This is a genomic window from Desulfobulbaceae bacterium DB1, assembly GCA_001914235.1.
Classification (GTDB): domain Bacteria; phylum Desulfobacterota; class Desulfobulbia; order Desulfobulbales; family SURF-16; genus DB1.
In genome coordinates this window covers 13,105-33,320 of record MQUF01000023.1, presented here as the reverse complement: position 1 = coordinate 33,320, position 20,216 = coordinate 13,105, and the positions used below count along the sequence as shown (strand labels likewise).

General features: G+C 53.1%; 21 protein-coding genes. 4 read left to right on the top strand and 17 right to left on the bottom strand.

What is annotated here, in order from left to right; translation table 11 throughout:
• Nucleotides 1-126: 126 nt before the first annotated feature.
• The gene (locus tag BM485_16400; GenBank protein OKY73855.1) at nt 127-1,371 is read right to left on the bottom strand and encodes a YeeE/YedE family protein; all 1,245 of its coding nucleotides are present in this window, start codon (nt 1,369-1,371) and stop codon (nt 127-129) included.
• 365 nt (nt 1,372-1,736) lie between these two features.
• Here BM485_16400 and BM485_16395 point away from each other — a divergent pair, with 365 nt between their 5' ends.
• The 3 genes from BM485_16395 to BM485_16385 all read left to right on the top strand — a co-directional run bounded on the left by BM485_16395 (nt 1,737) and on the right by BM485_16385 (nt 2,738).
• The gene (locus tag BM485_16395) at nt 1,737-1,994 is read left to right on the top strand and encodes a preprotein translocase subunit TatC (protein ID OKY73854.1); all 258 of its coding nucleotides are present in this window, start codon (nt 1,737-1,739) and stop codon (nt 1,992-1,994) included.
• A gap of 96 nt (nt 1,995-2,090) precedes the next feature.
• Entirely contained in the window at nt 2,091-2,408 is a 318-nt protein-coding gene (locus BM485_16390) for a peroxiredoxin (protein OKY73853.1), read from the top strand.
• 9 nt (nt 2,409-2,417) lie between these two features.
• Nucleotides 2,418-2,738 carry a hypothetical protein gene (locus BM485_16385; protein OKY73852.1) on the top strand — a complete coding sequence of 107 codons (321 nt, stop codon included), beginning with the start codon at nt 2,418-2,420 and terminating at the stop codon, nt 2,736-2,738.
• 301 nt (nt 2,739-3,039) lie between these two features.
• Here BM485_16385 and BM485_16380 read toward each other — a convergent pair whose 3' ends face one another.
• The 12 genes from BM485_16380 to BM485_16325 all read right to left on the bottom strand — a co-directional run bounded on the left by BM485_16380 (nt 3,040) and on the right by BM485_16325 (nt 14,996).
• Complete coding sequence (locus BM485_16380; protein OKY73851.1) at nt 3,040-3,372, bottom strand: hypothetical protein; 333 nt, start codon at nt 3,370-3,372, stop codon at nt 3,040-3,042.
• 10 nt (nt 3,373-3,382) lie between these two features.
• Complete coding sequence (locus BM485_16375) at nt 3,383-5,572, bottom strand: type II secretion system protein GspD (protein ID OKY73850.1); 2,190 nt, start codon at nt 5,570-5,572, stop codon at nt 3,383-3,385.
• Nucleotides 5,573-5,693: 121 nt separating this feature from the next.
• The gene (locus tag BM485_16370; protein OKY73849.1) at nt 5,694-6,464 is read right to left on the bottom strand and encodes a hypothetical protein; all 771 of its coding nucleotides are present in this window, start codon (nt 6,462-6,464) and stop codon (nt 5,694-5,696) included.
• Complete coding sequence (locus BM485_16365) at nt 6,457-7,020, bottom strand: hypothetical protein (GenBank protein OKY73848.1); 564 nt, start codon at nt 7,018-7,020, stop codon at nt 6,457-6,459. Before BM485_16365 ends, BM485_16370 begins: the two co-directional genes overlap by 8 nt.
• Nucleotides 7,017-8,159, bottom strand: a complete 1,143-nt coding sequence (locus BM485_16360) for a hypothetical protein (protein OKY73847.1) — start codon at nt 8,157-8,159, stop codon at nt 7,017-7,019. Before BM485_16360 ends, BM485_16365 begins: the two co-directional genes overlap by 4 nt.
• Nucleotides 8,156-9,091 (bottom strand): hypothetical protein, encoded by a 936-nt coding sequence (locus BM485_16355; GenBank protein ID OKY73846.1) that lies wholly within the window; start codon nt 9,089-9,091, stop codon nt 8,156-8,158. Before BM485_16355 ends, BM485_16360 begins: the two co-directional genes overlap by 4 nt.
• A 67-nt stretch (nt 9,092-9,158) precedes the next feature.
• The gene (locus BM485_16350) at nt 9,159-9,503 is read right to left on the bottom strand and encodes a hypothetical protein (protein OKY73845.1); all 345 of its coding nucleotides are present in this window, start codon (nt 9,501-9,503) and stop codon (nt 9,159-9,161) included.
• Complete coding sequence (locus BM485_16345) at nt 9,493-10,083, bottom strand: hypothetical protein (protein ID OKY73844.1); 591 nt, start codon at nt 10,081-10,083, stop codon at nt 9,493-9,495. Before BM485_16345 ends, BM485_16350 begins: the two co-directional genes overlap by 11 nt.
• Nucleotides 10,084-10,093: 10 nt before the next feature.
• A complete protein-coding gene (locus tag BM485_16340; protein OKY73843.1) occupies nt 10,094-10,570 on the bottom strand; it encodes a hypothetical protein in 477 nt (158 codons plus the stop codon).
• 1 nt (nt 10,571) lies between these two features.
• Nucleotides 10,572-11,795: a hypothetical protein gene (locus BM485_16335; GenBank protein OKY73842.1), complete on the bottom strand. Its 1,224-nt coding sequence runs from the start codon at nt 11,793-11,795 to the stop codon at nt 10,572-10,574.
• Nucleotides 11,782-13,458 carry a hypothetical protein gene (locus tag BM485_16330; protein ID OKY73841.1) on the bottom strand — a complete coding sequence of 559 codons (1,677 nt, stop codon included), beginning with the start codon at nt 13,456-13,458 and terminating at the stop codon, nt 11,782-11,784. The genes BM485_16335 and BM485_16330 overlap by 14 nt, the downstream gene beginning before the upstream one ends.
• A gap of 152 nt (nt 13,459-13,610) precedes the next feature.
• Nucleotides 13,611-14,996 (bottom strand): pyridine nucleotide-disulfide oxidoreductase, encoded by a 1,386-nt coding sequence (locus BM485_16325; protein OKY73935.1) that lies wholly within the window; start codon nt 14,994-14,996, stop codon nt 13,611-13,613.
• A 286-nt stretch (nt 14,997-15,282) separates the two neighbouring features.
• Between BM485_16325 and BM485_16320 the strand changes: the two genes are divergently transcribed.
• A complete protein-coding gene (locus tag BM485_16320; GenBank protein OKY73840.1) occupies nt 15,283-15,765 on the top strand; it encodes a chemotaxis protein CheX in 483 nt (160 codons plus the stop codon).
• A 95-nt stretch (nt 15,766-15,860) separates the two neighbouring features.
• On the opposite strand, the gene BM485_16315 is transcribed toward BM485_16320, so the two are convergent.
• The 4 genes from BM485_16315 to BM485_16300 form a co-directional block, all read right to left on the bottom strand.
• On the bottom strand, nt 15,861-16,280 hold the full coding sequence (locus tag BM485_16315; GenBank protein OKY73839.1) for an ATP synthase F1 subunit epsilon: 420 nt from the start codon (nt 16,278-16,280) through the stop codon (nt 15,861-15,863).
• 22 nt (nt 16,281-16,302) lie between these two features.
• Nucleotides 16,303-17,721, bottom strand: a complete 1,419-nt coding sequence (locus tag BM485_16310; GenBank protein ID OKY73838.1) for a F0F1 ATP synthase subunit beta — start codon at nt 17,719-17,721, stop codon at nt 16,303-16,305.
• A 78-nt stretch (nt 17,722-17,799) separates the two neighbouring features.
• Nucleotides 17,800-18,672, bottom strand: a complete 873-nt coding sequence (locus BM485_16305) for an ATP synthase F1 subunit gamma (GenBank protein ID OKY73837.1) — start codon at nt 18,670-18,672, stop codon at nt 17,800-17,802.
• Nucleotides 18,673-18,689: 17 nt separating this feature from the next.
• On the bottom strand, nt 18,690-20,213 hold the full coding sequence (locus tag BM485_16300) for a F0F1 ATP synthase subunit alpha (GenBank protein OKY73836.1): 1,524 nt from the start codon (nt 20,211-20,213) through the stop codon (nt 18,690-18,692).
• Nucleotides 20,214-20,216 lie beyond the last annotated feature (3 nt).

Genomic DNA, 20,216 nt, shown 5'->3' with positions numbered 1-20,216 from the left:
TAGCTGTTATATATCACTGTGCCCGGAGAACAGCATGGCTGTCAAGGGCAAAAAAAATCGCATCCCCGAGGCGATCGGGAATGCGATTTTTTGTACCGTTCTTCAGACGGCGGGAGCCGCCGCTGATTACATTTCAACTATCAGCTTATTGGCGTCCTCATTCCAGTCGACAATCAGGTACCAGGCAACCAGAAAACCGCCGATCAAAAACAGCGTTCCACCGTAGCCCATGACGTCAGGCAGGTATACGTAACTGCCCAGCACGCCGTCCGCCTCAAATTCCCTGTCGGTAAACCAGGCGGTCATGATGGAATTGGTAATGGCGAAAAAGGGAACAACGATCCACAGCTTAACCTGGCCTTCACCGACGCGCCACAGGGTGCCGGTACCGCAACCGCCGGCAAGCATGGCGCCGAAACCGAAAACGATACCGCCGACAACGCCGCCCCAGCCGAAGGTGCCGCGCACATAGTTCATGGGGCCGAGAACCGGGTCGCCATCGAGACGGACCGGCACGCCGTATTTGAGGACCACGGCGCCGAGTGCGACGATGAAGATGCTGAGCGCCACGGATTTCGCCATGGTGCAGTTGCCGGTCATGTGGGGTTCACGGAAGCCCTGGATCATGCACCAGCGGCCCCTCTGCATGGAGTAGCCCAGGCCGGCGGCGATAATCAGGATACCGCTCAGGGAAGCCATGTAGTCGCTGTCTTCGTTGCCGGCATACATGTAGGCGCCGGCAACCAGGGCGACAATGGCGACCAGGCCCAGCAGTCCGTTCAGTCCCTTGGGAAACTCGATGGTTTTGGCGCCGCCGCTGCCCCAGCTGACATGTTCCATCTCCCAGTAGATGTACTTAAGACCGATGATGACGCCGAATACCAGGCCGAGCCACATGGCGAATCCGTGGGCGGACAGGTTGCCGATGGCGTTATAGAAACCGCCGACGTTGCAGCCGCCGGCCAGTGTTGCGCCAACACCCATGAAAAGGCCCGCGACAACCGCCTTGCACATTTCCAGAACCGGCGGGATACGGATGGCGAAATCATTGCCCAGACAGGCGGAGACAAAGGCGCCGGCCACAAAGCCGATGCCGATGACGGAACCGGTATTGGAGAGAATACCGCTGGGCGCGTCTTCAAAATAACCGAATATGCCGGCATCGGTGCCGATGCCGCTTGCCAGACCGTACAAGATCCAGTCGCCCCAGTTACGAATCGCGCCGACCGCACCCCAGGGCCGCCACCACGCCATGATCAAGATGGTGAAAAGGGCTACCATGATCCCGGTCATCGTAGCGTTCCACTCCTCCTGGCAGAGGGCCTTATACAGCTTTTTCACTTTGCTGCCGAAAATACTTTCCTCACTCATTCTCTCTTCTCCCTTTTTAAATTAATGCTTCCTCTCGAGACGGTTGCCGAAACCGTCTGAACCTCTCCTCAAAGGAACCCATTAATGGTTTATCAATTTATGATTTGCAAACCTTTACTCTTGCCAAAAAAATTTGTCAAGTAAGTTTATCGCAAGGATTTCTTTCAATAAAATGGCTCGTCGTTTGCTATGAACAGTGATTCATTTTTCGCCTTGACAGAATATTTCTTTCTTGTTAATTGAAATTTTGTCGTAATCAGGAAAAATGAGGTTGATATCTCAAGGTTGCCTGGTCCGGAACGCTGGATTGCCAGGTATGTGGAAGCGCAAACGTTAAATGTTAAACCTGTTGTGAGGAGGAATCAATGAGCGACGTTAAACAAGCACCGGCCGATATTAAAGCAGACCGCACACTTGATGCCAAGGGTCTGAGCTGCCCAATGCCCCTGCTGCGTACCAAGAAGGAAATTGACAAGATCAGTTCCGGACAGATTCTGGAAATCCTCGGGACCGATCCCGGATCACGGAACGACCTGCCGGGCTGGTGCACGAGGGCCGGGCATGAGTTCGTGGGTGAGAAAGAAGAATCCGGTTACTTCCGTTTCTTTATTAAGAAAAAATAAATGATGCCCCGCATCATTTATGTCTGACGGAATCCGCGCCGCCCCCAGTCATTTCATACGGGAGCAGCGCAACATCTGATTAAATGGAGGAATCAAATGGCAAAAAGTATCGGGATTTTTGTAACCTCTCCCCAGAACATGAGGCATGTCCTTGGCATTACCAAGGCCGCTCTTGCCAAAGGGTCCAAGGTTAAAATTTTCTGCACCTGGACGGCAACCCATCTGACCAAGTGTCCGACCTTCAAAGAGCTGTGTGCCATGGACAACGTTGATGTTTCCATCTGCGCCGACAGCTATAAGAAAATGGGTTATGATGTGGCTGATATTCCGGCAGGTCTGACCCAGGAGAAGATGGCGACCCAGGCCCAGCATGGCGCTATTATCGAAGACTACGACTGCTACCTGACCTTATAGGAGGAAACGATGTCGAAAAAAGTATGCTTTATGTACCCCAGCAGCGAGTATATTCTGGATGGCGTCAGATCAGCCCTTGGTCTTGCCGTGGAGAATATGTATGCCTATGGCGTCGTCATGAACACCGAAATCACCGACGAGCAGATGACCGAGTATCACAAGGAAAATATCGACTGGATTCGCGATATGGAAGGCGAAATCTTCACCATTCCGGACGGCAACGTCGAAAAACACGGTCTGGTGAAAATGACACTCGAAGAGCTTGGCCAGAAACTGCGGGAAATGGAATATATCGTTCCCTATGGCATCATGCGAAGCGACAAGAGCTGATAGAGCTTTAAGATATTATACAGGGAGAATGGACAATGAAAATCCTGCATGTATACCGTTCCGAACCCAATGATCAGGTAAAAAAACTGGTTGAAATCGTCTCCGAGGGCCGTGATAATCAAACCTTTAATTTGAACGTCGAGGCTCCTGACTATGCAAAGCTGGTTGATATGGTCTATGAGGCTGATCAAACAATCTGCTGGTGGTAACAAATCTCAGCAGTAGCTGGTTTCAAATGGACGCAAAAAAACCCGTCGGAATCTTCCGGCGGGTTTTTTTGCGCGCGAAGAAAGCAGCTTCTTCAGGCCTTGATATGTTCCTCCGTCACCATGCGATCAACGAAATCCAGCAGAAAATCGCGCTGCGCACGGGTGGCGTAACTGATACATGAACAGTGCAGGTTGCTCTGGCTGCGAACCAGCAGTTCGACGATCACCTTTTTTTCCGTCAGCTCGATGCCGAAAAAAAAGGGTCCGCACTCGTCATGGCCCTGCTGGGCCTCAGCCAGCAGATCATCCGGCATGGGCAGCCAGAACATGCCTTCCATCCCCCCCTGCTTCACGGTTCTTTTCAGATAATTGTCCAGGTTGGCGTGCTCTTCCCTGCTCAGTTCGTCAATTACTATCTGTCGCATTGCTCGTCCTTTACCAGTCTATTCTCGGATTTTTGTCGACCGGGGTATGAAGATGGGGCCGCAGTTTGGCCAGTTTTTCCTCAAAATCTCGGACGTACTGCTCAAGTACATCCTCTGATTCAATGACAAAAGGCGTGATGATGATAATCAGCTCCGTCTTGCGTGTCGTGTCTTTCTGGTATTTGAAAAGATTGCCCAGCAGCGGAATATCCATGAGAAACGGCACCCCGCTTTGGATGGTTGCATTGTTTTTGTCAATCATGCCCCCCATCAGGATGGACTGCCCACCTTTGACCGCTAATTTCGTGGTCAGTTCGCGTTTGGAAATTTCCGGAGAGCTGATATCCGATGTGGTGTTTTCCTGCGCCTTGCTGACGGTCTGGCTCACCTCAAGCAGAATGATGCCGTTGTAATTGATCTGCGGGGTGACTTCCAGAATGACGCCGGTATCCATGTATTGTACGGTCTTGTCAACTTGGTCGATGGTATTCGTGTTTTCCGTTACCGTGGTGACGATGGGCACCTGCTTGCCCACGTTGACGCTTGCCTTTTCATTGTTGAGCACCAACACCTGGGGCGAGGAAAGGATGGCAAAATTGCTTTTGGTTGCCAGGGTTTGGAGAAAGCCGTCCAGGTCTCCGTAACTGAAGGAATAGGAAAAACCGCTGGGGAAGGCGTTTTCCCCGACTTGGCCGACCGCGGAAAACTGCGTGCCCAAGGACCATTTCTGATTGGTGACAAACCATTCCACACCCAGTTCAAGTTCATTTTGCAGCTCTATTTCCGCAATCATGACCTCTACCAGCACTTGGCGCGGCAGATTGTCAAGCCGCTCCAGCAGTTTGACGATGCGGCTGTAATCCGCCGGCAGGGCGCGAATGAGAATGACATTGCGGTCATCATCGGCAAAAACCACCGGTTCGCCGACAAAGCGGAGGCTCGATGATGTCTTGAGGCTCCCGGAGGTGGTCCCTGTGGTGGATTTTGTCGCTTTGTTCGTCTTGGTTGCCGATTGCGAGCGGTCTGTCCGGGACGATGACGTGGGATCCGCTTTTGATGACAGGGGATCGGTGGTTTTCCTGGATAACATGTCGGACTGGGACCCATCCTCGGAAAGAAGCTCGTTGATCAGCTCGGAAAGTTCCGAGGCCACCGAATTTCGGACATTGTAGATGTAAATGTTATCCCGGTCCTGGGTTTGCTCCACGTCGAGTTCCTTGATCCATGCGACGCCATTGACGAGCTGCTGCTCATTGTTGCTGACGAGCATCAGCGAATTGATCCGTTCCAGGGGCACCACGAAAATGCCTTCATAATCCGCGCGGTTGATTTTCAGGGCAAGAAAAATCTCCGTCAGTTCATCCCGCAGATCAAAAACCGGGGCATGGTCCACACGCACTATCTTGATATGGAGGGAAGCAAGGGTGGAAATGTCGATCTTGGCGATAATCCGCAGAATGTCGACCACCTTGCTTTCATAATCACTGATCAGCAGGGTGTTCTGGTCCGTCAGTTCATGAACGGAGCCCTGACCCGACAGATATGGTTCCACCAGCTTTACAACCTCGGCCGCGGCGATATGGGCGAGCGGGATGACCTGGGTGACAAACCGGGAGGAATCCGTCAGGTCGCCGACTTCGTTCGGGCTGTTGATGATTTGCGTTGCCGTCTTCTTGGCGACGTAAATGTAGTCATAGTCTCCTTCATTGCGGATGTCGAGGCCGTTGATGTGGAGGATTTTCTTGAAAACGCCGAAAAGCTGATCAGTCGGTATCTTTGTGCCGGAATGGATATTGACCACGCCTTTGACCTGGGGATCAATGATGTAATTGAGGTTCAGTGTTCCGGCAATAAGCTGGATGACCTCATAGATGTCGGCATTGTCGAAGTTCAGCATGAGGCCTTCGACCTCTTCCCCCCCGGCTGCGGCCTTCGCCTTGCCGGCCGTGCTTTTCTCCGGGGTTTGCCGAATCCGGGAAGCGGCGCCCCCCTGAAGGTCGTGCGTGCCGACCTCCAGATCCCGGACCTTGGGGCGGGTTTCAGGCTTTACCTGTGATTCCTCCACCTCGAGCATGGTGGATTTATTTTGATCGCGGACAATGGTATCGCTGGTTTTCTGCAGATCGACCTGCGGCATGTCGATTTTTGCAGGAAAAGAGGCACAGCCGCTGAGCAGAAGAAGGAAGAGCACGGCCGCCATAACGGTTCCTATCCGGGAACATGGCGTCCACTTTAGTGGCGAATGCCTGTCGGCACGGGAGAAAAAGATATTGTTGCAACTTTCCATGGGTGACCTTTTTTGAGGAGACACGGTTGTCATATCAGTTATTCCGGGGAACACCGGGTGTTTGGATCCTTACATTGTTCGGCAAGGCACGCGGCGCGGGGATTCTTCTTATCGTCGATGTCTGTCCGCTTCCGGCCTGGGAACCGCTTCGCACGACCGATTTCGTCCCGGTGGTGCTTGCCGTTGGTGGTTTCGGGCTCACGTGGGGTTTCGGCGGCGGCGGCGGAGCAATCCGGGCCTTTTTCGGGTCGTTAAGAAATTTTTCAATGGTTTCTTCACCCTGTTGCAGGACCAGGCGATCCGCTTCGATTGCCACAACTTTATACCCGCTAACCGTGTCCCCGGCAACCAGTTGCGTATAATTTCTTGGTTTCGAGGCAGTGGGCATTTTGGGATTCGCGCCCTGCGCCGCGGGCGACGGGGATGCCGGAGTTGGATAGACGATCAACCCTTTCCGGGTATCGCCGACGATAATTGAGCCGGCATAAAAAACCGTGGCAATATCCACCGTGATCTCCTGGCCTTTTTCGCCGGTCATGTCGCTCGCCGTTTCATCCTCCTTGTCGCCGGGCAGAAATCTCTCGGCGTTGAAGAGGTACCCCTGGTTCAAATCCGGCAGAACGGCTGGAACAGGCGGATAAAAGACAACCGCCTTGTCCGGCGGAAGGACGGGCTGGGGTTTCGTCGTTTTCTGCGCGGTGGATTCTCCGGCCTGTTCCTGGTCGGAGCGCATGGAAACCAGCGCCTCCTTGACCAGGAAGAGAAGAGAGAGGCTGAGGATGACGGATGCGATGAGTTTACCCATTGGTAATTGTATAAAAACCTTTGATATCGAGAAAAATCTTCATTTCCGCTTTTTTATAGGGCTTTAAGGTAAAGCTTTCAATCTGGAAAAGTTTATCGGAGCGGTAAAGCCGGCTGATTAAATCCATAAACTGGCTCATGGTGCCTGACAGCCGAATTTTGATGGCTATTTCGTGGAAGTCTCGCGGCGTACTCGTGCCTCCCGTTACCAGCGGCCTGATTGATTCAGGCTCAAGCCCGGCCCTGGTAACCTGTTCCTGGATCATTATCTGCATGGCCGAGGAGACCTCCTCCTCGGAAACACCGGCGAACAGATATTTTTCCAGCTTTGCGGAACGCTGTTTGAGACGGGCCACCCCCTTTTTCAGGGTCGGCAGCGAGGCAACCGTGTCCTGATACTGTTCCAGAAGGTTTTGTTTGGCTGCCAGTTCCGCATTCTGATCGCTGTATGCGCCCCACGACAAACGGACAAGGTTGAACAGCAGCAGAATGCCGCCGAGGCCAAGCAGAAGGGCCTTCCGGTCAACACCTTTGAGCAGGAGGATGATCCGGTTCATTTGCTGGTGACCTCCACATGGAAATAAGTCTGGTTTTTGCGGCGGCTGGTGGATTTTAACTTCGCCTGATTCAAGGCATCGAGCTTGCCCGTCAGGTCCGCGATGTCATCCGTGTACCCCTGAAGCTGGATCGCCCCGGTTATGTCGTCCATGCGGATCTGATCCAGATAGCTGTTTTTCGGCAGATCCTTTGTCAGCTTTGCAAAAAAACCGATAATATCGAAATTTTGGCCGATACCTTCAATGCGATTAATCGACTCACTCAACTGTTTCTCTTCCAGGCGGAGCTGCTCCACTTCCTTGATTTGCGGCTGAAGCGCGGCAATTTCCCCGTCCGCTTTTTTTAACTGGTTCAGGATGGTGTATTCCTTGATCGCCGCGACTCCCAGAAGAGCACACAGGTTGAGGATGCAAAGTCCGATAAGGACGTAGCGGAGATAGTCAGGCCTGCGGTAAGAAGCCGGCAAAAGGTTGAATTCCTTGTGCAGCGGCAATTCGGCAAGCAGCGGCGCGCTGTCCTGCAATCCGCTGCCCGCAGCCGGAGCAGGTGAATAGATCACCTCGCCGGGACTGAGTTTCTGTAATTGGTCGGCAGAAGGGACGGCATGGCAGAGAATGCGGTCAAGGATGCTGTGCTCGGAAAATATCAGCAGTTTGGTAAAGCGCCCCGGCAACAGCAGGCCCCACTGCTTTTTTTTGCAGTGGCGGGTCACATAACGCTGGCTTTCGGGAAAAAGACCGGCCAGATGGAAGCCTTGCCCCGCCACCGCATCCAGCAGGGGGATTACTTTTTCCTCCTGCAGGGCGTAAAGGCTTATGCTGTACTCCTGCTTGCCTCGCAAGGCGGTATAACCGTGCAGTATTTTTCCTTCAAAGGGGGCGAGCATGGCCAGTTGATAGCCGACCGCCTCTTTGATATCCGCGGTTTTGAGCGGCAGGCTGAATTTTTTGTAAAAAAGCAGATCCTCGGACAGGTAAAAAAAGACATTCAGGCCGGAGGGATTTTTTGCTCCGCAGAAACGGGTTACCCTGATCCCCAGGTCGGTGACGGGATGGGATACGAATTCCGGCTCCGGCTGGAATGCGGCCTGAATTTGCAGACCGTCCGGCCGAATGAATATCTCGACACTCTCCTTCATGACCACCCTTCTTCCCGGGAATAATAGGTTACTTTGGTGCCGTGCAGTTCAAACAGGACACGCACCTCGTGGGCCGCCGCCGGTGGTTTTGGGTTGTCGTTTTCCCTGTCGGCAAGTTCCTGTTCGTCCACTCCGGCCTCGCCGCGGACGACGATGGAATAGAACCTGTTGTTGCCGGAATTGTATGTGAGTGCATCCCGCACCTGGCTGAACCGTTCAGCCCCCAGGATCTGCAGCGCATGTTCCTGGCCCAGATTGACATACAGTTCTTTTGCCTCACGATAGGCATTTTTTTTCACCTCATCCCCTTCTGTCAGGAAATCAAGCATCAGCGGGGAAAGGCTGTTGAAGTTCACCAGACCGGTGGTGTTGTGGGTGGTGAAGATGTCGCTTGCCGGAAATTTGCCGGCCAGCGGAGCCGTGCCGTGAATCAGGAAAAATTCCGAGGGCTCCATGATTTTGCCGTTGCGGGGGATATAGGGATCATCAAGTGCTTCGTAGGTCTCCAGTTCCGCTCCGTTGAGACGATGAAGATTGTCACTGTCCTGCCAGTCGTACAGTGAATCGATGATAATTTCCCTTTCAGGTGCGTCTATCTGCATATATTCCAAAAAAAGTTCCAAAAGAGTCTGGTTGAATTTGTTCAAATCGATTTTACCAGATTCGTTGACGACATAATAGCGTAAATGGCCGGTGGGAAGAAATGCGTCATACTCATACCCCTCGGCAAATGTTGCATCCTGTTCATTAATATATTCCAGGGGCTTGTCAAGGATTCTGAACAGCCCGAGGTTCACTCCCGCTTCCGCCAGAGACAGTCCGGCTGCCCGTTCCTTGGCATTGGCGGCGATCCTCAGTTCAGTCCGCACATTGAGGATGAGCTGGCCGGCAAGAAACGATATCAGCAGCATGATGACAATAACCACCAGCAAGGCAAATCCCTGCTGGTGGTGAGGTTGGTTTCTCCTGTGATTGCCCCGCTCCATATTACCGCTCGTCTTACAGTAAGGGCCGCAGTTGCAGAGTTGCCAGTTCCCCGCTTTCGCTGCGGACCTCCAGCAGCCGGAACTTATGCCCTTCCATGAAAAGGGTGGCGTTCTCCTCCTGCTCCTGTTCCTCGTCCGCGGCGCTTTCGGAACCGGTAAATCTGGTGGCCAGGCTGAAAGAAACCATTTCATCAAAAACGTTTGTCCGGGTTCGGGCTATTTTGTCGATATTTATCAGGGCAACGGAAAAGCTTTCCAGGGTTGCCACATAGGCCAGAGCCAGGATGAGCACCGCGGCCAGCACCTCAAGCAAGGTGAAGCCCTTTTCGTTGCGTGCACTGAGCCGGTCAGATATCATCAGGTGTTGCTCCCATTGCCCGCAACTCAGTCTGGCACCAGGGGGTAAATTCATATTCCTTGCCGTCGTAAATAACCTGCACCGCGCTGCTGTCTTCCTCGTAGACAAAGGCAAGCGGCGCGCATTTTTCGACCAGTATTTTCATGCTTTCATAATCCGGGATATAGTCTTCCTTGTAGTCACTGTTGTAAAAATCCCGTTTTTCCAGGTAATAAAGAGAACCGCTGTCCGGATCGTACCGATAGACGGCCAGCACGGTTCCGGCCTGGGAATAGAGGAGCGGTGCACGGGTCGTCACCTTGAGGACCGTGTCTTCCGCCGCGACGGCAACCATCTTGGTCTGGCTGTCATACACCCCGCATGTTATCTGGCGCTGGAGAAGTCCAAGCAGCCCCTGTTCCCTTTCAATCCGGATAATTCTTTTTTCACCCTTTTCCGAGAATTTGATACTGACATTTAAAATGGAATAGATCATGGATGAAACCATGGCAAGCAGCAGAACCGCCACCATAACCTCAAAAAGGGTGAAACCCTGCTGCCCTTTCTCCGTATGCCGATATGTCGCCGTCGGTTCAACCATGGGGCATGCCTTATTGGATTATCGGCAGGCCGGTCAAGGCGTCCAGGGTGATGAAACGACTCCTGTTGCCCAGGGTAAAGGTCAATGTCGCGGGAGTGGCGGTTGATTGCGGCGTGAAATAAATGATTTCCGGCGTGATGGTGAGTTCACTTTCCGGATGGAGGCCAAGATTTTTTTCCTGCGGCTCCTCTGTCCCGCTTTGCAGCAGAAAGTTGTTTTCCTGCATGCGCACTTCTATCTCCCTTCCTGACGTAATCGCCTGTAGCCGGATGGATCTGAGATTTGCCGTGATGTTCCCCATCTGTTTTCTGAAGTCAAGGCCGGTCAGCAATTTACTCATCTGAGGGGCACTGATCCCGGCCACCACAGCGAGCAGGACCAGCACGGAGAGCAGTTCGAGCAGGGAAAATCCGGCTGCGCGGAAACGACCCGAAAACAACCTGTGATATGGCACGCCCGACCAGTCCGACATGAAAAGAAATTCCACCCTATCCCGCGATGTCGTTAATACTTAAGATGACCGACAGCATGGAAACAACAATATAACCGGCGATCAGGGCAATGGCGAGAATAAAGGCCGGCTCCACCAGGGAGATCAGTCTTTTGATCCGGGTGCGCAGTTCCTGGTCGAAGTGATCGGCAATCTGACCGCACACCTCTCCCACCTTGCCCGATTCCTCACCGATGGAGAGCAGATCAACCGCCAGGCTCGGCAGCAAGGATTCCCCTTTCAGTTTCGAGCTGACCCGCTGCCCTTCCTTGAGGGCCTCGGTTGCCCGATAAAGCAGCTGCTGAAATTGTTCATTGACCGCAATGCCGGTGCAGATGCGGAGCGCGGTGGCCAAGTGGACGCCGTTGTTGACCAGGACCTCCAGGGTTCGGAAAATACGGGTTGTCTCCAGCTCCCGGATGAAACCGGACAGTCCGGGGATTTTCAGGGATTGCCGGTGATACCACTGTTTGCCTTCCGGTGTCCGCATGTACCAGACAATCAACGCAATCGGCCCGAAGATCAGAATGAGGGTGATAAAAAGATGATTGGAAACAAACCCGGCCACCGCCATCATAAAGGCCACGTTGGCCGGGAGCTGCTGGCCGATTCCCTGAAACAGCACTTCGAAACGGGGCAGAATGGTGGTGATGAGAATGATGACTGCGATGATTCCCACGATGAGGAGGATCAGGGGGTAGACGGATGCGGAGATGATAAATTGCTTGAGCTCCTGAAAGGTGGACTGGTATTCGGAAATCTTGTTCAGCATGGCCGGGAGAATGCCGCCTTCCTCTCCCGCCCTGGCGATATTGATGTACATGGGGGAAAAATAGGGATAGTCGCCAAGGGCCTGGGAAAAAGATTTTCCCTCCTTGAGTTTCCTTTCCATGGAGCCGCAGAACTCTTTAAAGGAGTCTTTCTGGCTGTTGTTTTTCATCACCCGCAGCGCTGCGTCAAGCGACAATCCGGCATTGAGCAGCATGGCGATCTGTTTGGTAAAGAAATCTATTTCCAGGCGGGTAATTTTTCCCCGATGAAAATCAAGGAAGGCGGGCAGGCGCAGTTGTCTGCCCGAAGCCGGGGTGTACGCCTTTATTTCCAGGGGGCGCAGCCCCTGTTTCATCAGCTTTTTTGCCGCCGTTTCTTTGTCCGCTTCCTCCAGCACCCCTTCCTTAATGGAGCGGTCGCCATCAACTGCTTTGTATTTAAAGATCGGCATTGGTAACTCCCCGGCTCACCCGGATAACCTCGGCCAGAGTGGTTTGTCCCATTTTTATTTTTCGCAGTCCGTCCTGATACATATCCTGGAAACCTTCCGCCCGGGCGATTTCTTTCAGTTCCCCCAGATCCTTTCTTTTCGCCACTGCCCGGCACAAGGCATCACTCATGATCAGCAGTTCATAAATGCCGACCCGTCCGCTGTAGCCGCTGTTTGAGCAGCGGCTGCAGCCCGCGCCGGTGAACATCTCGAAATCGCCGCCCGTCGGCACATAGCCGAGATGCTCGGAAATATTGCCCTGGGTGGTGCGGCATCCCGGGCAGATGCGGCGAACAAGACGCTGGGCCAGCACGCCTCGCAGGGCGGAGGAGATAAGGAAATGTTCCACGCCGATGTCGATCATGCGGACAACCGCGGAAAGAGCGTCGTTGGTGTGCAGGGTGCTGAAGACAAGATGGCCGGTCAAGGAAGATTGAACGGCGATTTCCGCAGTGTCCAGGTCCCTGATCTCGCCCACCATGATAATGTCCGGGTCCTGGCGGACAATGGAGCGCAAGCCCTTTGCAAAGGTCAGGCCGATTTCCGGGCGCACCTGGGTCTGGTTGATCCCTTTCAACTGATATTCCACCGGATCCTCCAGGGTAATGATTTTGTTGGTGCCCGTATTGATCTGGTTCAGGGCGCAATAGAGGGTGGTGGTCTTGCCGCTGCCGGTGGGGCCTGTGACCAGGATGATGCCGTTCGGATAGGTGATCAGCTCCTTGAACTTCCGTTCTATGTCATCGCCCATGCCGAGGTGGCTCATCTCAAGAATGATCGAGCCTTTTTCCAGAATGCGGATAACCACCCCTTCGCCGTAAACCGACGGCATGGTGGAAACGCGCAGATCGATTTCCTTGCCGCCGATGCGCATGGAGATTTTGCCGTCCTGCGGAATTCGCCTTTCCGCTATATCAAGTGCGGCAAGAAGTTTGGTGCGGGAAATGATTGCCGCTTGCATGGTCGTCGGCGGAATTTCATAATCGTGGAGAATGCCGTCGATGCGAAAACGGATCAACTGCCCTCCCTCATAGGATTCTATGTGGATGTCGCTTGCCCGCCGGTTCACCGCCGTGTCGATCAGGTTGTTGACATATTTGATGACCGGAGCCTCCGAGGCCATGTCTTTCAGCTTGTCGATGTCCGCCTCGTCCATCACGGACGGTTCCTGCTCAATTTCGTCGAGTCCGAGATCATAATGCTCGTCAACGATTTTCTTGACCTCTTTTTCCAGGGCAATCTGGATTTCAAAAGGTGCTGTTGTTTCTATCTGGGCGGTCGAAAGAATGTCCCCATCCATCGGGTCATTGCAGACCAGAATGATGTCACGGCCATTACGTTGAATCAGGGCAAAAGGATGTTCGCGGTGGAAAATTTTTGAAATAGCGATGGGCAGAAAGACGTCGTCTTCCTGTGGGGTGTAGATCTGCAGAGACAATTGTTCGGCAAGGGCGTCGAGCAGGTCGTCCTCGCTGATGAACCCCAGGGACACGAGAATTTCTCCCAGTCCCTGGGGCACTGATTCAAGATGGGTCAGGGCCCGTTCCAGCTGGTTTGGCTGCAGTTTGCCTTTCCGGACCAGCAGGTCTCCCAGTTTTTCTTTCTTGGCGAAGAATACGGTCATGGGGCCTCTTGCAGGGTGTACCCGCTCATTCCAGGTCACCTTCAAACCGGTACCTTACCCGCATGCGCTGTGCGTCGCGGCGCCCTCCTCCGACGAGGAGGGTGCTGTTCGCCCGGCTATGCAGTCTTGGTCTGAATGCACCGTTGAATAATTTACGATAAATCGCGGACATTTCGTCCCGCTTTCAAGTCACTTCCCTCTAGATACCGTTTAATCGATTCCGCTGCAACCTTTCCTTGATAAACAGCCTTGGCTGCGGTCTGGGGACCGAGCACGGAATCGCCGCCGGAGAAAATCCAGGGCACGGAAGTCTGCAGGGTTGCGGGATCAACAACGTAGGTTCCCCATCGCGTCAATTCGAGATCCATGCCGCTGTCTGCCTCGTGGCCGACATTCTGGCTGATGGCGGCAATGATCGCGTCCGCCTCGATGAAAAAGTTGGATCCCTCGATGACAACCGGTCGGCAGCGGCCCGAGGTATCGCATTCGCCAAGCTGCATCCGGTGACATTCAACTTTTTTCAGGCGGCCGTTTTCTCCATGCAGCTTGATCGGCGCAGCCAGGTACTCGACATGGACGCCCTCTTCCTCAAGATGGTGGATTTCCGCCATGGAAGCCGGCATCTCCTTCTTGGTTCTGCGGTAAAGGATGAAAACATCATCGGAACCGGTACGCAGAGCGGTCCGGGCTACATCGATGGCCACATTCCCGCCGCCGACAACCACCACTTTTTTGCCGAGGGTGATCTTTTCTCCGAGACAAACCCGGCGAAGGTAATCGACACCATGGGAAACACCCTGCAGATCCTCCCCTTCAAGTCCGAGTTTGCGGCTGACGTGGGCGCCAACACCGATAAAAACCGCATCAAACCCTTTTTCATCCTTCAGCTGCCGCAGGGTGATATCCTTGCCGATAACGACATTGTTCCGCACGGTAACCCCGCAGTTTTTGAGGGAATCGAACTCGGCATTGATGATGTCGCGGGGCAGCCTGTAGGGCGGAATGCCGACGGAAAGCATGCCGCCGAACACCGGCAGGCTTTCGAATATGGTGCAGTGGTACCCTTCATGTGCCAGGTAATAGGCTGCGGTCATGCCGGCGGGACCGGAGCCGACGATGGCCACTTTTTTGTTTTTCGGCAGGGCGCAGGGTGTTGCGATATTTTTGTTGTTTTTCACCATCCAGTCGACAAGAAAACGCTCCAGCATGCCGATGGCAACCGGTTCGCCCTTTTTTCCCCTGACGCAGGATCCTTCGCACTGGAATTCATGGGGGCAAACCCGGGAACAAACTGCGGGTAAAGAGCTGGTTTCGCGGATTGTCCAATAGCCTTCTTCAAATTGTTTCGTACGAAGCTGCTCGATAAACAAGGGGATATTGTTGCCGATGGGGCAACCCTCGCGGCAGGTTGGTTTTTTGCACTGCAGGCATCGGTTCGCTTCGCGAACGGCTGTTTCTTCATCAAAGCCCGCGGTCACCTCGGCAAAGTTTTTGATGCGGCCGGCAACATCGAGTTCTGCGGCTTTTTGCCTTTCAATGGCAAGACGTTCTTTCGGTTTCACGGAAATCTCCTTCTTGGGTCGTCGTATTCCATAGCATCAATGCTAGGTATAATTACCTGTTAAGGTTGAAAATTTACAAGTCCTATTTAATATGTTTGCGCGATCTTTTCACGCCAAAAAAATCGAAGGAGAGCTGATCTTTTACGACCGTATAATGACCGGGGCAAATACAAAGTTGATTCTGTTTCGGGTTATGCTATAATTTGCAGAGATCAGCAGCTCGTAACCGTCATTTTTTACCAGGAAACCGCAAAGGAAGTCTATGAAAGCAGAATTTATCAATCCTTTTTTGAATGCCACCAAAAATGTTCTTGAGACCATGTGCCAAACCCAGGTGAAGGCCAAGAAACCGAGCCTCAAGGACAATGCATTGACCTATGGCGAGGTGACCGGCATAATAGGCATGGTTTCCGATGACATCGTCGGCTGCATGATTCTCAGCTTTTCCGAGAGTTGTATCCTGCATGTGGTTGCCAACATGCTGATGGAATCTCCCAAGGCCAAGGTTGATGATGAAATCGTCGATGCGGTCGGTGAGCTGACGAACATGATCTGCGGCGGTGCCAAGGCGCAATTGGCCAAAATCGACTATAAATTCGATCTAGCCACCCCGACCATGGTGGTTGGCAAAAATGTCGAAATTTCGTATTATTCCGATGCGCCGACAATTGTCATCCCCTTCAGCACGGAACATGGCGAATTCGTTATAGAGGCAAATCTGGGATCAAAAAAAGGCAATGGCTGATTCCGAGCGCGGCAGTATTGGCGGGCGAGGAATAGAAGAAAAAAAAAGGCCGCGCGTCTCAGACGGGCGGCCTTTTTTTGGTTTGCGGATTCTACTTATTTAGGTGACTTTTCAGCTACCTTCAGTCTGGCCAAGGCGCGATGCAGTGCTGCTTGCGCCCTGGTGAGATTGATCTTCTCCTGCTGCCCCTTGGCGTCGGCAAGACGCTTTTCAGCGCGTTCCTTGGCACGAAGCGCCCGGTCAACATCGATGAGATGACCGGATTCGGCAGATTCCACAAGAAAAGTGATTTTATTGTTTGATACCTCACAGAAACCACCGCTCACCATCAGATAGTTTTCCTTGCCGTCTTTCTTATAGACAAGTCCCCCTATTTTAATGGTGCTGAGAAAAGGCGCATGGTTTGCCAGCACGCCAAAATCACCACCGTACCCGGGAGCGCTGACGATGTCGACATCCTCGCTGACCACGGGACCTGATGGGGTGACAACTTCTAAATGTATAGTTTCAGCCATTGGTCGTTACCTTCAGTGATGATTACGCAGCTTTTGCTTTTGCAGCTTTTTCAACTGCCTCTTCAATGGTACCCACCATGTAAAACGCGGTTTCAGGAAGATCATCGTGCTTGCCTTCAAGGATTTCCTTGAAGCCGCGGACGGTGTCATCAACCTTTACGTATTTACCGGCCATACCGGTGAATGTTTCAGCAACGGTAAAGGGCTGGGAAAGGAATCTCTGAATTTTCCTTGCCCGGCCGACCAGCTGCTGGTCTTCCTCGGAAAGCTCATCCATACCGAGAATCGCGATGATGTCCTGCAGGTCTTTGTATTTCTGCAAAGACTGCTGAACCTTCTGGGCTACCAGGTAGTGGTCTTCGCCGAGAACATGCGGGTCAAGAATACGTGAAGTCGAGTCAAGCGGGTCAACCGCCGGATAAATTCCCAGCTCGGCGATCTGACGGGAAAGAACTACGGTACCGTCAAGATGGGCGAATGTGGTGGCGGGAGCGGGGTCGGTCAAGTCGTCCGCCGGTACGTAGACGCACTGAACAGCGGTAATGGACCCCTTGGTGGTTGAGGTAATACGTTCCTGCAGGGCACCAAGGTCGGTGGCCAGGGTGGGCTGGTAACCAACAGCGGAAGGAATACGGCCGAGAAGGGCGGAAACCTCGGCACCGGCCTGGGTAAAACGGAAGATGTTGTCAACAAAGAAGAGAACATCCTGACCTTCCTCGTCACGGAAATACTCGGCAGCGGAGAGACCGGTGAGGGCAACCCGGGAACGTGCTCCGGGAGGCTCTGTCATCTGCCCGTAAACCAGAGCTGCTTTCGGCAGTACGCCTGACTCCTTCATCTCATGATACAGGTCGTTTCCTTCACGGGTCCGCTCGCCGACGCCGCAGAAAACGGAAATACCACCGTGGTGCATGGCGATGTTGTTAACCATCTCCATCATGATAACGGTCTTGCCGCAACCGGCTCCGCCGAACAATCCCATTTTCCCGCCGCGTGGGAAGGGAACAAGAAGATCGATAACCTTGATACCGGTTTCAAGAACATGAACTTCCGTGTCCTGCTCGGTAAACAAGGGGGCGGGTTTATGAATGGGCGCTTTTTTGTCTGAATTAATCGGTCCCAAACCGTCAACCGGGCGACCGACAACATTCATGATGCGGCCGAGAGAAGGCGCTCCGACCGGAATCTCGATGGGTGATCCGGTGTCCCTGGCTTCCATGCCGCGGACAAGACCGTCGGTCTGATCCATGGCGATACAGCGGCAGACATTGTCGCCGAGATGCTGGGCAACTTCAATAACCAGATTGTCCGGCACATCGCTGATACCCGGATTGGAAACAAACAAAGCATTCATGATCCGGGGAAGTTGACCCTGCTCAAACTCAACGTCAACACACGGCCCGATTACCTGGACAACTCTTCCTACATTTTGATTACTCATATCGCTATTTGCCTCCTAGCAGCTTTAAAATTCTCTGTTCAAGAGGCTGAGCTCTTAAACTCTGAACTTTTCATTCTATTAACCTTTAAGTGCCTCTGCACCGCCGACGATATCCATCAGTTCGCCGGTAATGGCTGACTGACGTGCCTTGTTGTAGATCCTGGTCAGGTTGTCGATGATGTCTCGACACGCTTTCGTCGCATTATCCATCGCGCTCATACGGGCGGCATGTTCGCTCGCCCCGACTTCCAGCATGGCATTGTATACCATGACATTCATATAAAGCGGAAGGAGAACGTCCATGATCTCTTCCGGGCTTGGTTCCGCAATATAGGCGCCGGTCTGACCTTTTTTTTCACCTTCAGCGGCCGCAACCGGCTTCACCGGTAAAAAATTCAGGGTAACGGGAGCCTGGCGGCCGACACTGATGAAGCTGCCGTAAACAACCTTCACTTCATCCGTTTCACCGGATATGAAGTTGGCGGCGATGTCCTGGGCTATTTCCCGGGCGTTGAACATCTGAAAATTGCCCATGATGTCCCGGTAGACCTTGCGAACCTTTCCTGTTTTTTTGAAGTATTGCTGACCTTTTTTTCCGACACAGACGATACTGACCTTTTTGCCCTCGGCTTCATATTTCTGCATCAGCTTTTCGGCCATTCGGATGATATTGCTGTTAAAACTACCGCACAGACCACGATCGGAGGTGACAACAACAATTTCAGCGGATTTGACGTCACGGACCCTCATCAGCGGGAACTCGCTTGATTTCATGTTGCCACTGATGCTGCCAAGAGCTTCATTGAACTTGCCGGCATAAGGACGGAAATTTTCCATCTTCATCTGGGCGCCGCGCAATTTGGCCGCAGAGACCATGTTCATGGCCTTGGTGATCTGTGATGTCTTCTTTACACCAGATATCTGGTTTTTGACATCTTTTAGACTCGGCATGACTCGCTACTCCTGGTTTATTGGATTCCTTTGGATGCCTTGAATGTTTCGGTAAAGGCCTTGATGGTGCTGTGCATTTTTGCTTCAAGATCCTTATCGATGGCCTTTTTTTCCTTGAGGGTGTCAAAGACGTCAGGGGCATTCGCTGCAATATAGGAATACAGATCAGCTTCGTAATCCGCCAGTGTATTGAGCGGCAGGGTGTCAAGGTAGCCCTTGGTGCCGGCAAAAATAATGGAAACCTGTTTTTCCATGGGCAGGGGCTGATACTGGGGTTGTTTAAGGATCTCGACCAGACGCGCGCCGCGGGTCAACTGGGCCTGGGTTGCCGCGTCAAGATCCGAGCCGAATCCGGCAAAAGCTGCCAGCTCGCGGTACTGAGCAAGATCCAGACGAAGGGTACCGGCAACCTGTTTCATGGCTTTTACCTGTGCCGCGCCACCAACACGTGATACGGAAAGACCGACGTTGATAGCCGGACGAACACCGGAGAAGAAAAGGTTCGGCTCAAGATAAACCTGACCATCGGTAATAGAAATAACGTTGGTCGGAATAAAGGCGGAAACGTCACCGGCCTGCGTTTCAATGATCGGCAGAGCGGTCAGTGAACCGGCGCCCAGTTTGTCATTTACTTTTGATGCACGCTCAAGCAGACGAGAGTGGTTGAAGAAAATGTCGCCGGGGAAGGCCTCACGTCCCGGCGGACGGCGAAGCAGAAGCGACAGCTCGCGGTAGGAGACGGCCTGCTTGGAAAGGTCATCATAGATGATCAGGGCGTGCTGGCCGTTGTCACGATAATATTCACCCATGGCGCAACCGGCAAAAGCCGCGATATACTGCATGGGCGCAGGGTCGGAAGCACAGGCGGCGACTACGGTGGTGTATTCCATGGCACCGTGTTTGCGAAGCGCCTCAACAACCAGCGCCACCGTGGATTTTTTCTGGCCGATGGCGACATAAATGCAATGCATATCGGTTTCTTTCTGGGCAATGATGGCGTCAACGCAGAGAGCGGTTTTACCGATCTGACGGTCGCCGATGATGAGCTCGCGCTGGCCGCGGCCAACCGGAGTCATGGCGTCTACCGCTTTGCTGCCCGTGTAACAGGGCTCATGCACACCCTTTCTGGCGATAACACCGGGGGCAAGAACCTCCATTTTCGAGGAGAGCTTGGCATTGATCGGGCCTTGGCCGTCAATGGGATTACCGACGCCGTCGACAACCCTGCCTTCCATTTCCGGACCGACGGGAACCTCGGCGATCTTGCCGGTACGTTTAACGATATCGCCTTCCTTGATGTATTTTACATCTCCGAAGATGGCGCAACCGACGTTGTCCGCCTCCAGGTTGAGGGCGAGTCCGAGGATCCCGTTGGGGAATTCCAGGAGCTCCATTGCCATGCAGTTTTCAACTCCATGAACCCTGGCAATACCGTCACCAACTGAAATGACGGTTCCGGTTTCACTCAGATCAACTTTTGTTTCGTAGTCTTTGATCTGTCCCTTGATAATCTGACTGATTTCTTCAGCTTTAATTTGCATTGC

Coding starts and splice junctions, on each gene's coding strand:
- BM485_16300 (OKY73836.1), bottom strand. CDS start 20,213: ATGCAAATTAAAGCTGAAGAAATCAGTCAGATTATCAAGGGACAGATC.
- BM485_16370 (OKY73849.1), bottom strand. CDS start 6,464: ATGGGTAAACTCATCGCATCCGTCATCCTCAGCCTCTCTCTTCTCTTC.
- BM485_16395 (OKY73854.1), top strand. CDS start 1,737: ATGAGCGACGTTAAACAAGCACCGGCCGATATTAAAGCAGACCGCACA.
- BM485_16360 (OKY73847.1), bottom strand. CDS start 8,159: ATGAAGGAGAGTGTCGAGATATTCATTCGGCCGGACGGTCTGCAAATT.
- BM485_16305 (OKY73837.1), bottom strand. CDS start 18,672: ATGCCGAGTCTAAAAGATGTCAAAAACCAGATATCTGGTGTAAAGAAG.
- BM485_16400 (OKY73855.1), bottom strand. CDS start 1,371: ATGAGTGAGGAAAGTATTTTCGGCAGCAAAGTGAAAAAGCTGTATAAG.
- BM485_16350 (OKY73845.1), bottom strand. CDS start 9,503: ATGATATCTGACCGGCTCAGTGCACGCAACGAAAAGGGCTTCACCTTG.
- BM485_16385 (OKY73852.1), top strand. CDS start 2,418: ATGTCGAAAAAAGTATGCTTTATGTACCCCAGCAGCGAGTATATTCTG.
- BM485_16330 (OKY73841.1), bottom strand. CDS start 13,458: ATGACCGTATTCTTCGCCAAGAAAGAAAAACTGGGAGACCTGCTGGTC.
- BM485_16345 (OKY73844.1), bottom strand. CDS start 10,083: ATGGTTGAACCGACGGCGACATATCGGCATACGGAGAAAGGGCAGCAG.
- BM485_16320 (OKY73840.1), top strand. CDS start 15,283: ATGAAAGCAGAATTTATCAATCCTTTTTTGAATGCCACCAAAAATGTT.
- BM485_16375 (OKY73850.1), bottom strand. CDS start 5,572: ATGGCGGCCGTGCTCTTCCTTCTTCTGCTCAGCGGCTGTGCCTCTTTT.
- BM485_16365 (OKY73848.1), bottom strand. CDS start 7,020: ATGAACCGGATCATCCTCCTGCTCAAAGGTGTTGACCGGAAGGCCCTT.
- BM485_16315 (OKY73839.1), bottom strand. CDS start 16,280: ATGGCTGAAACTATACATTTAGAAGTTGTCACCCCATCAGGTCCCGTG.
- BM485_16380 (OKY73851.1), bottom strand. CDS start 3,372: ATGCGACAGATAGTAATTGACGAACTGAGCAGGGAAGAGCACGCCAAC.
- BM485_16310 (OKY73838.1), bottom strand. CDS start 17,721: ATGAGTAATCAAAATGTAGGAAGAGTTGTCCAGGTAATCGGGCCGTGT.
- BM485_16335 (OKY73842.1), bottom strand. CDS start 11,795: ATGCCGATCTTTAAATACAAAGCAGTTGATGGCGACCGCTCCATTAAG.
- BM485_16390 (OKY73853.1), top strand. CDS start 2,091: ATGGCAAAAAGTATCGGGATTTTTGTAACCTCTCCCCAGAACATGAGG.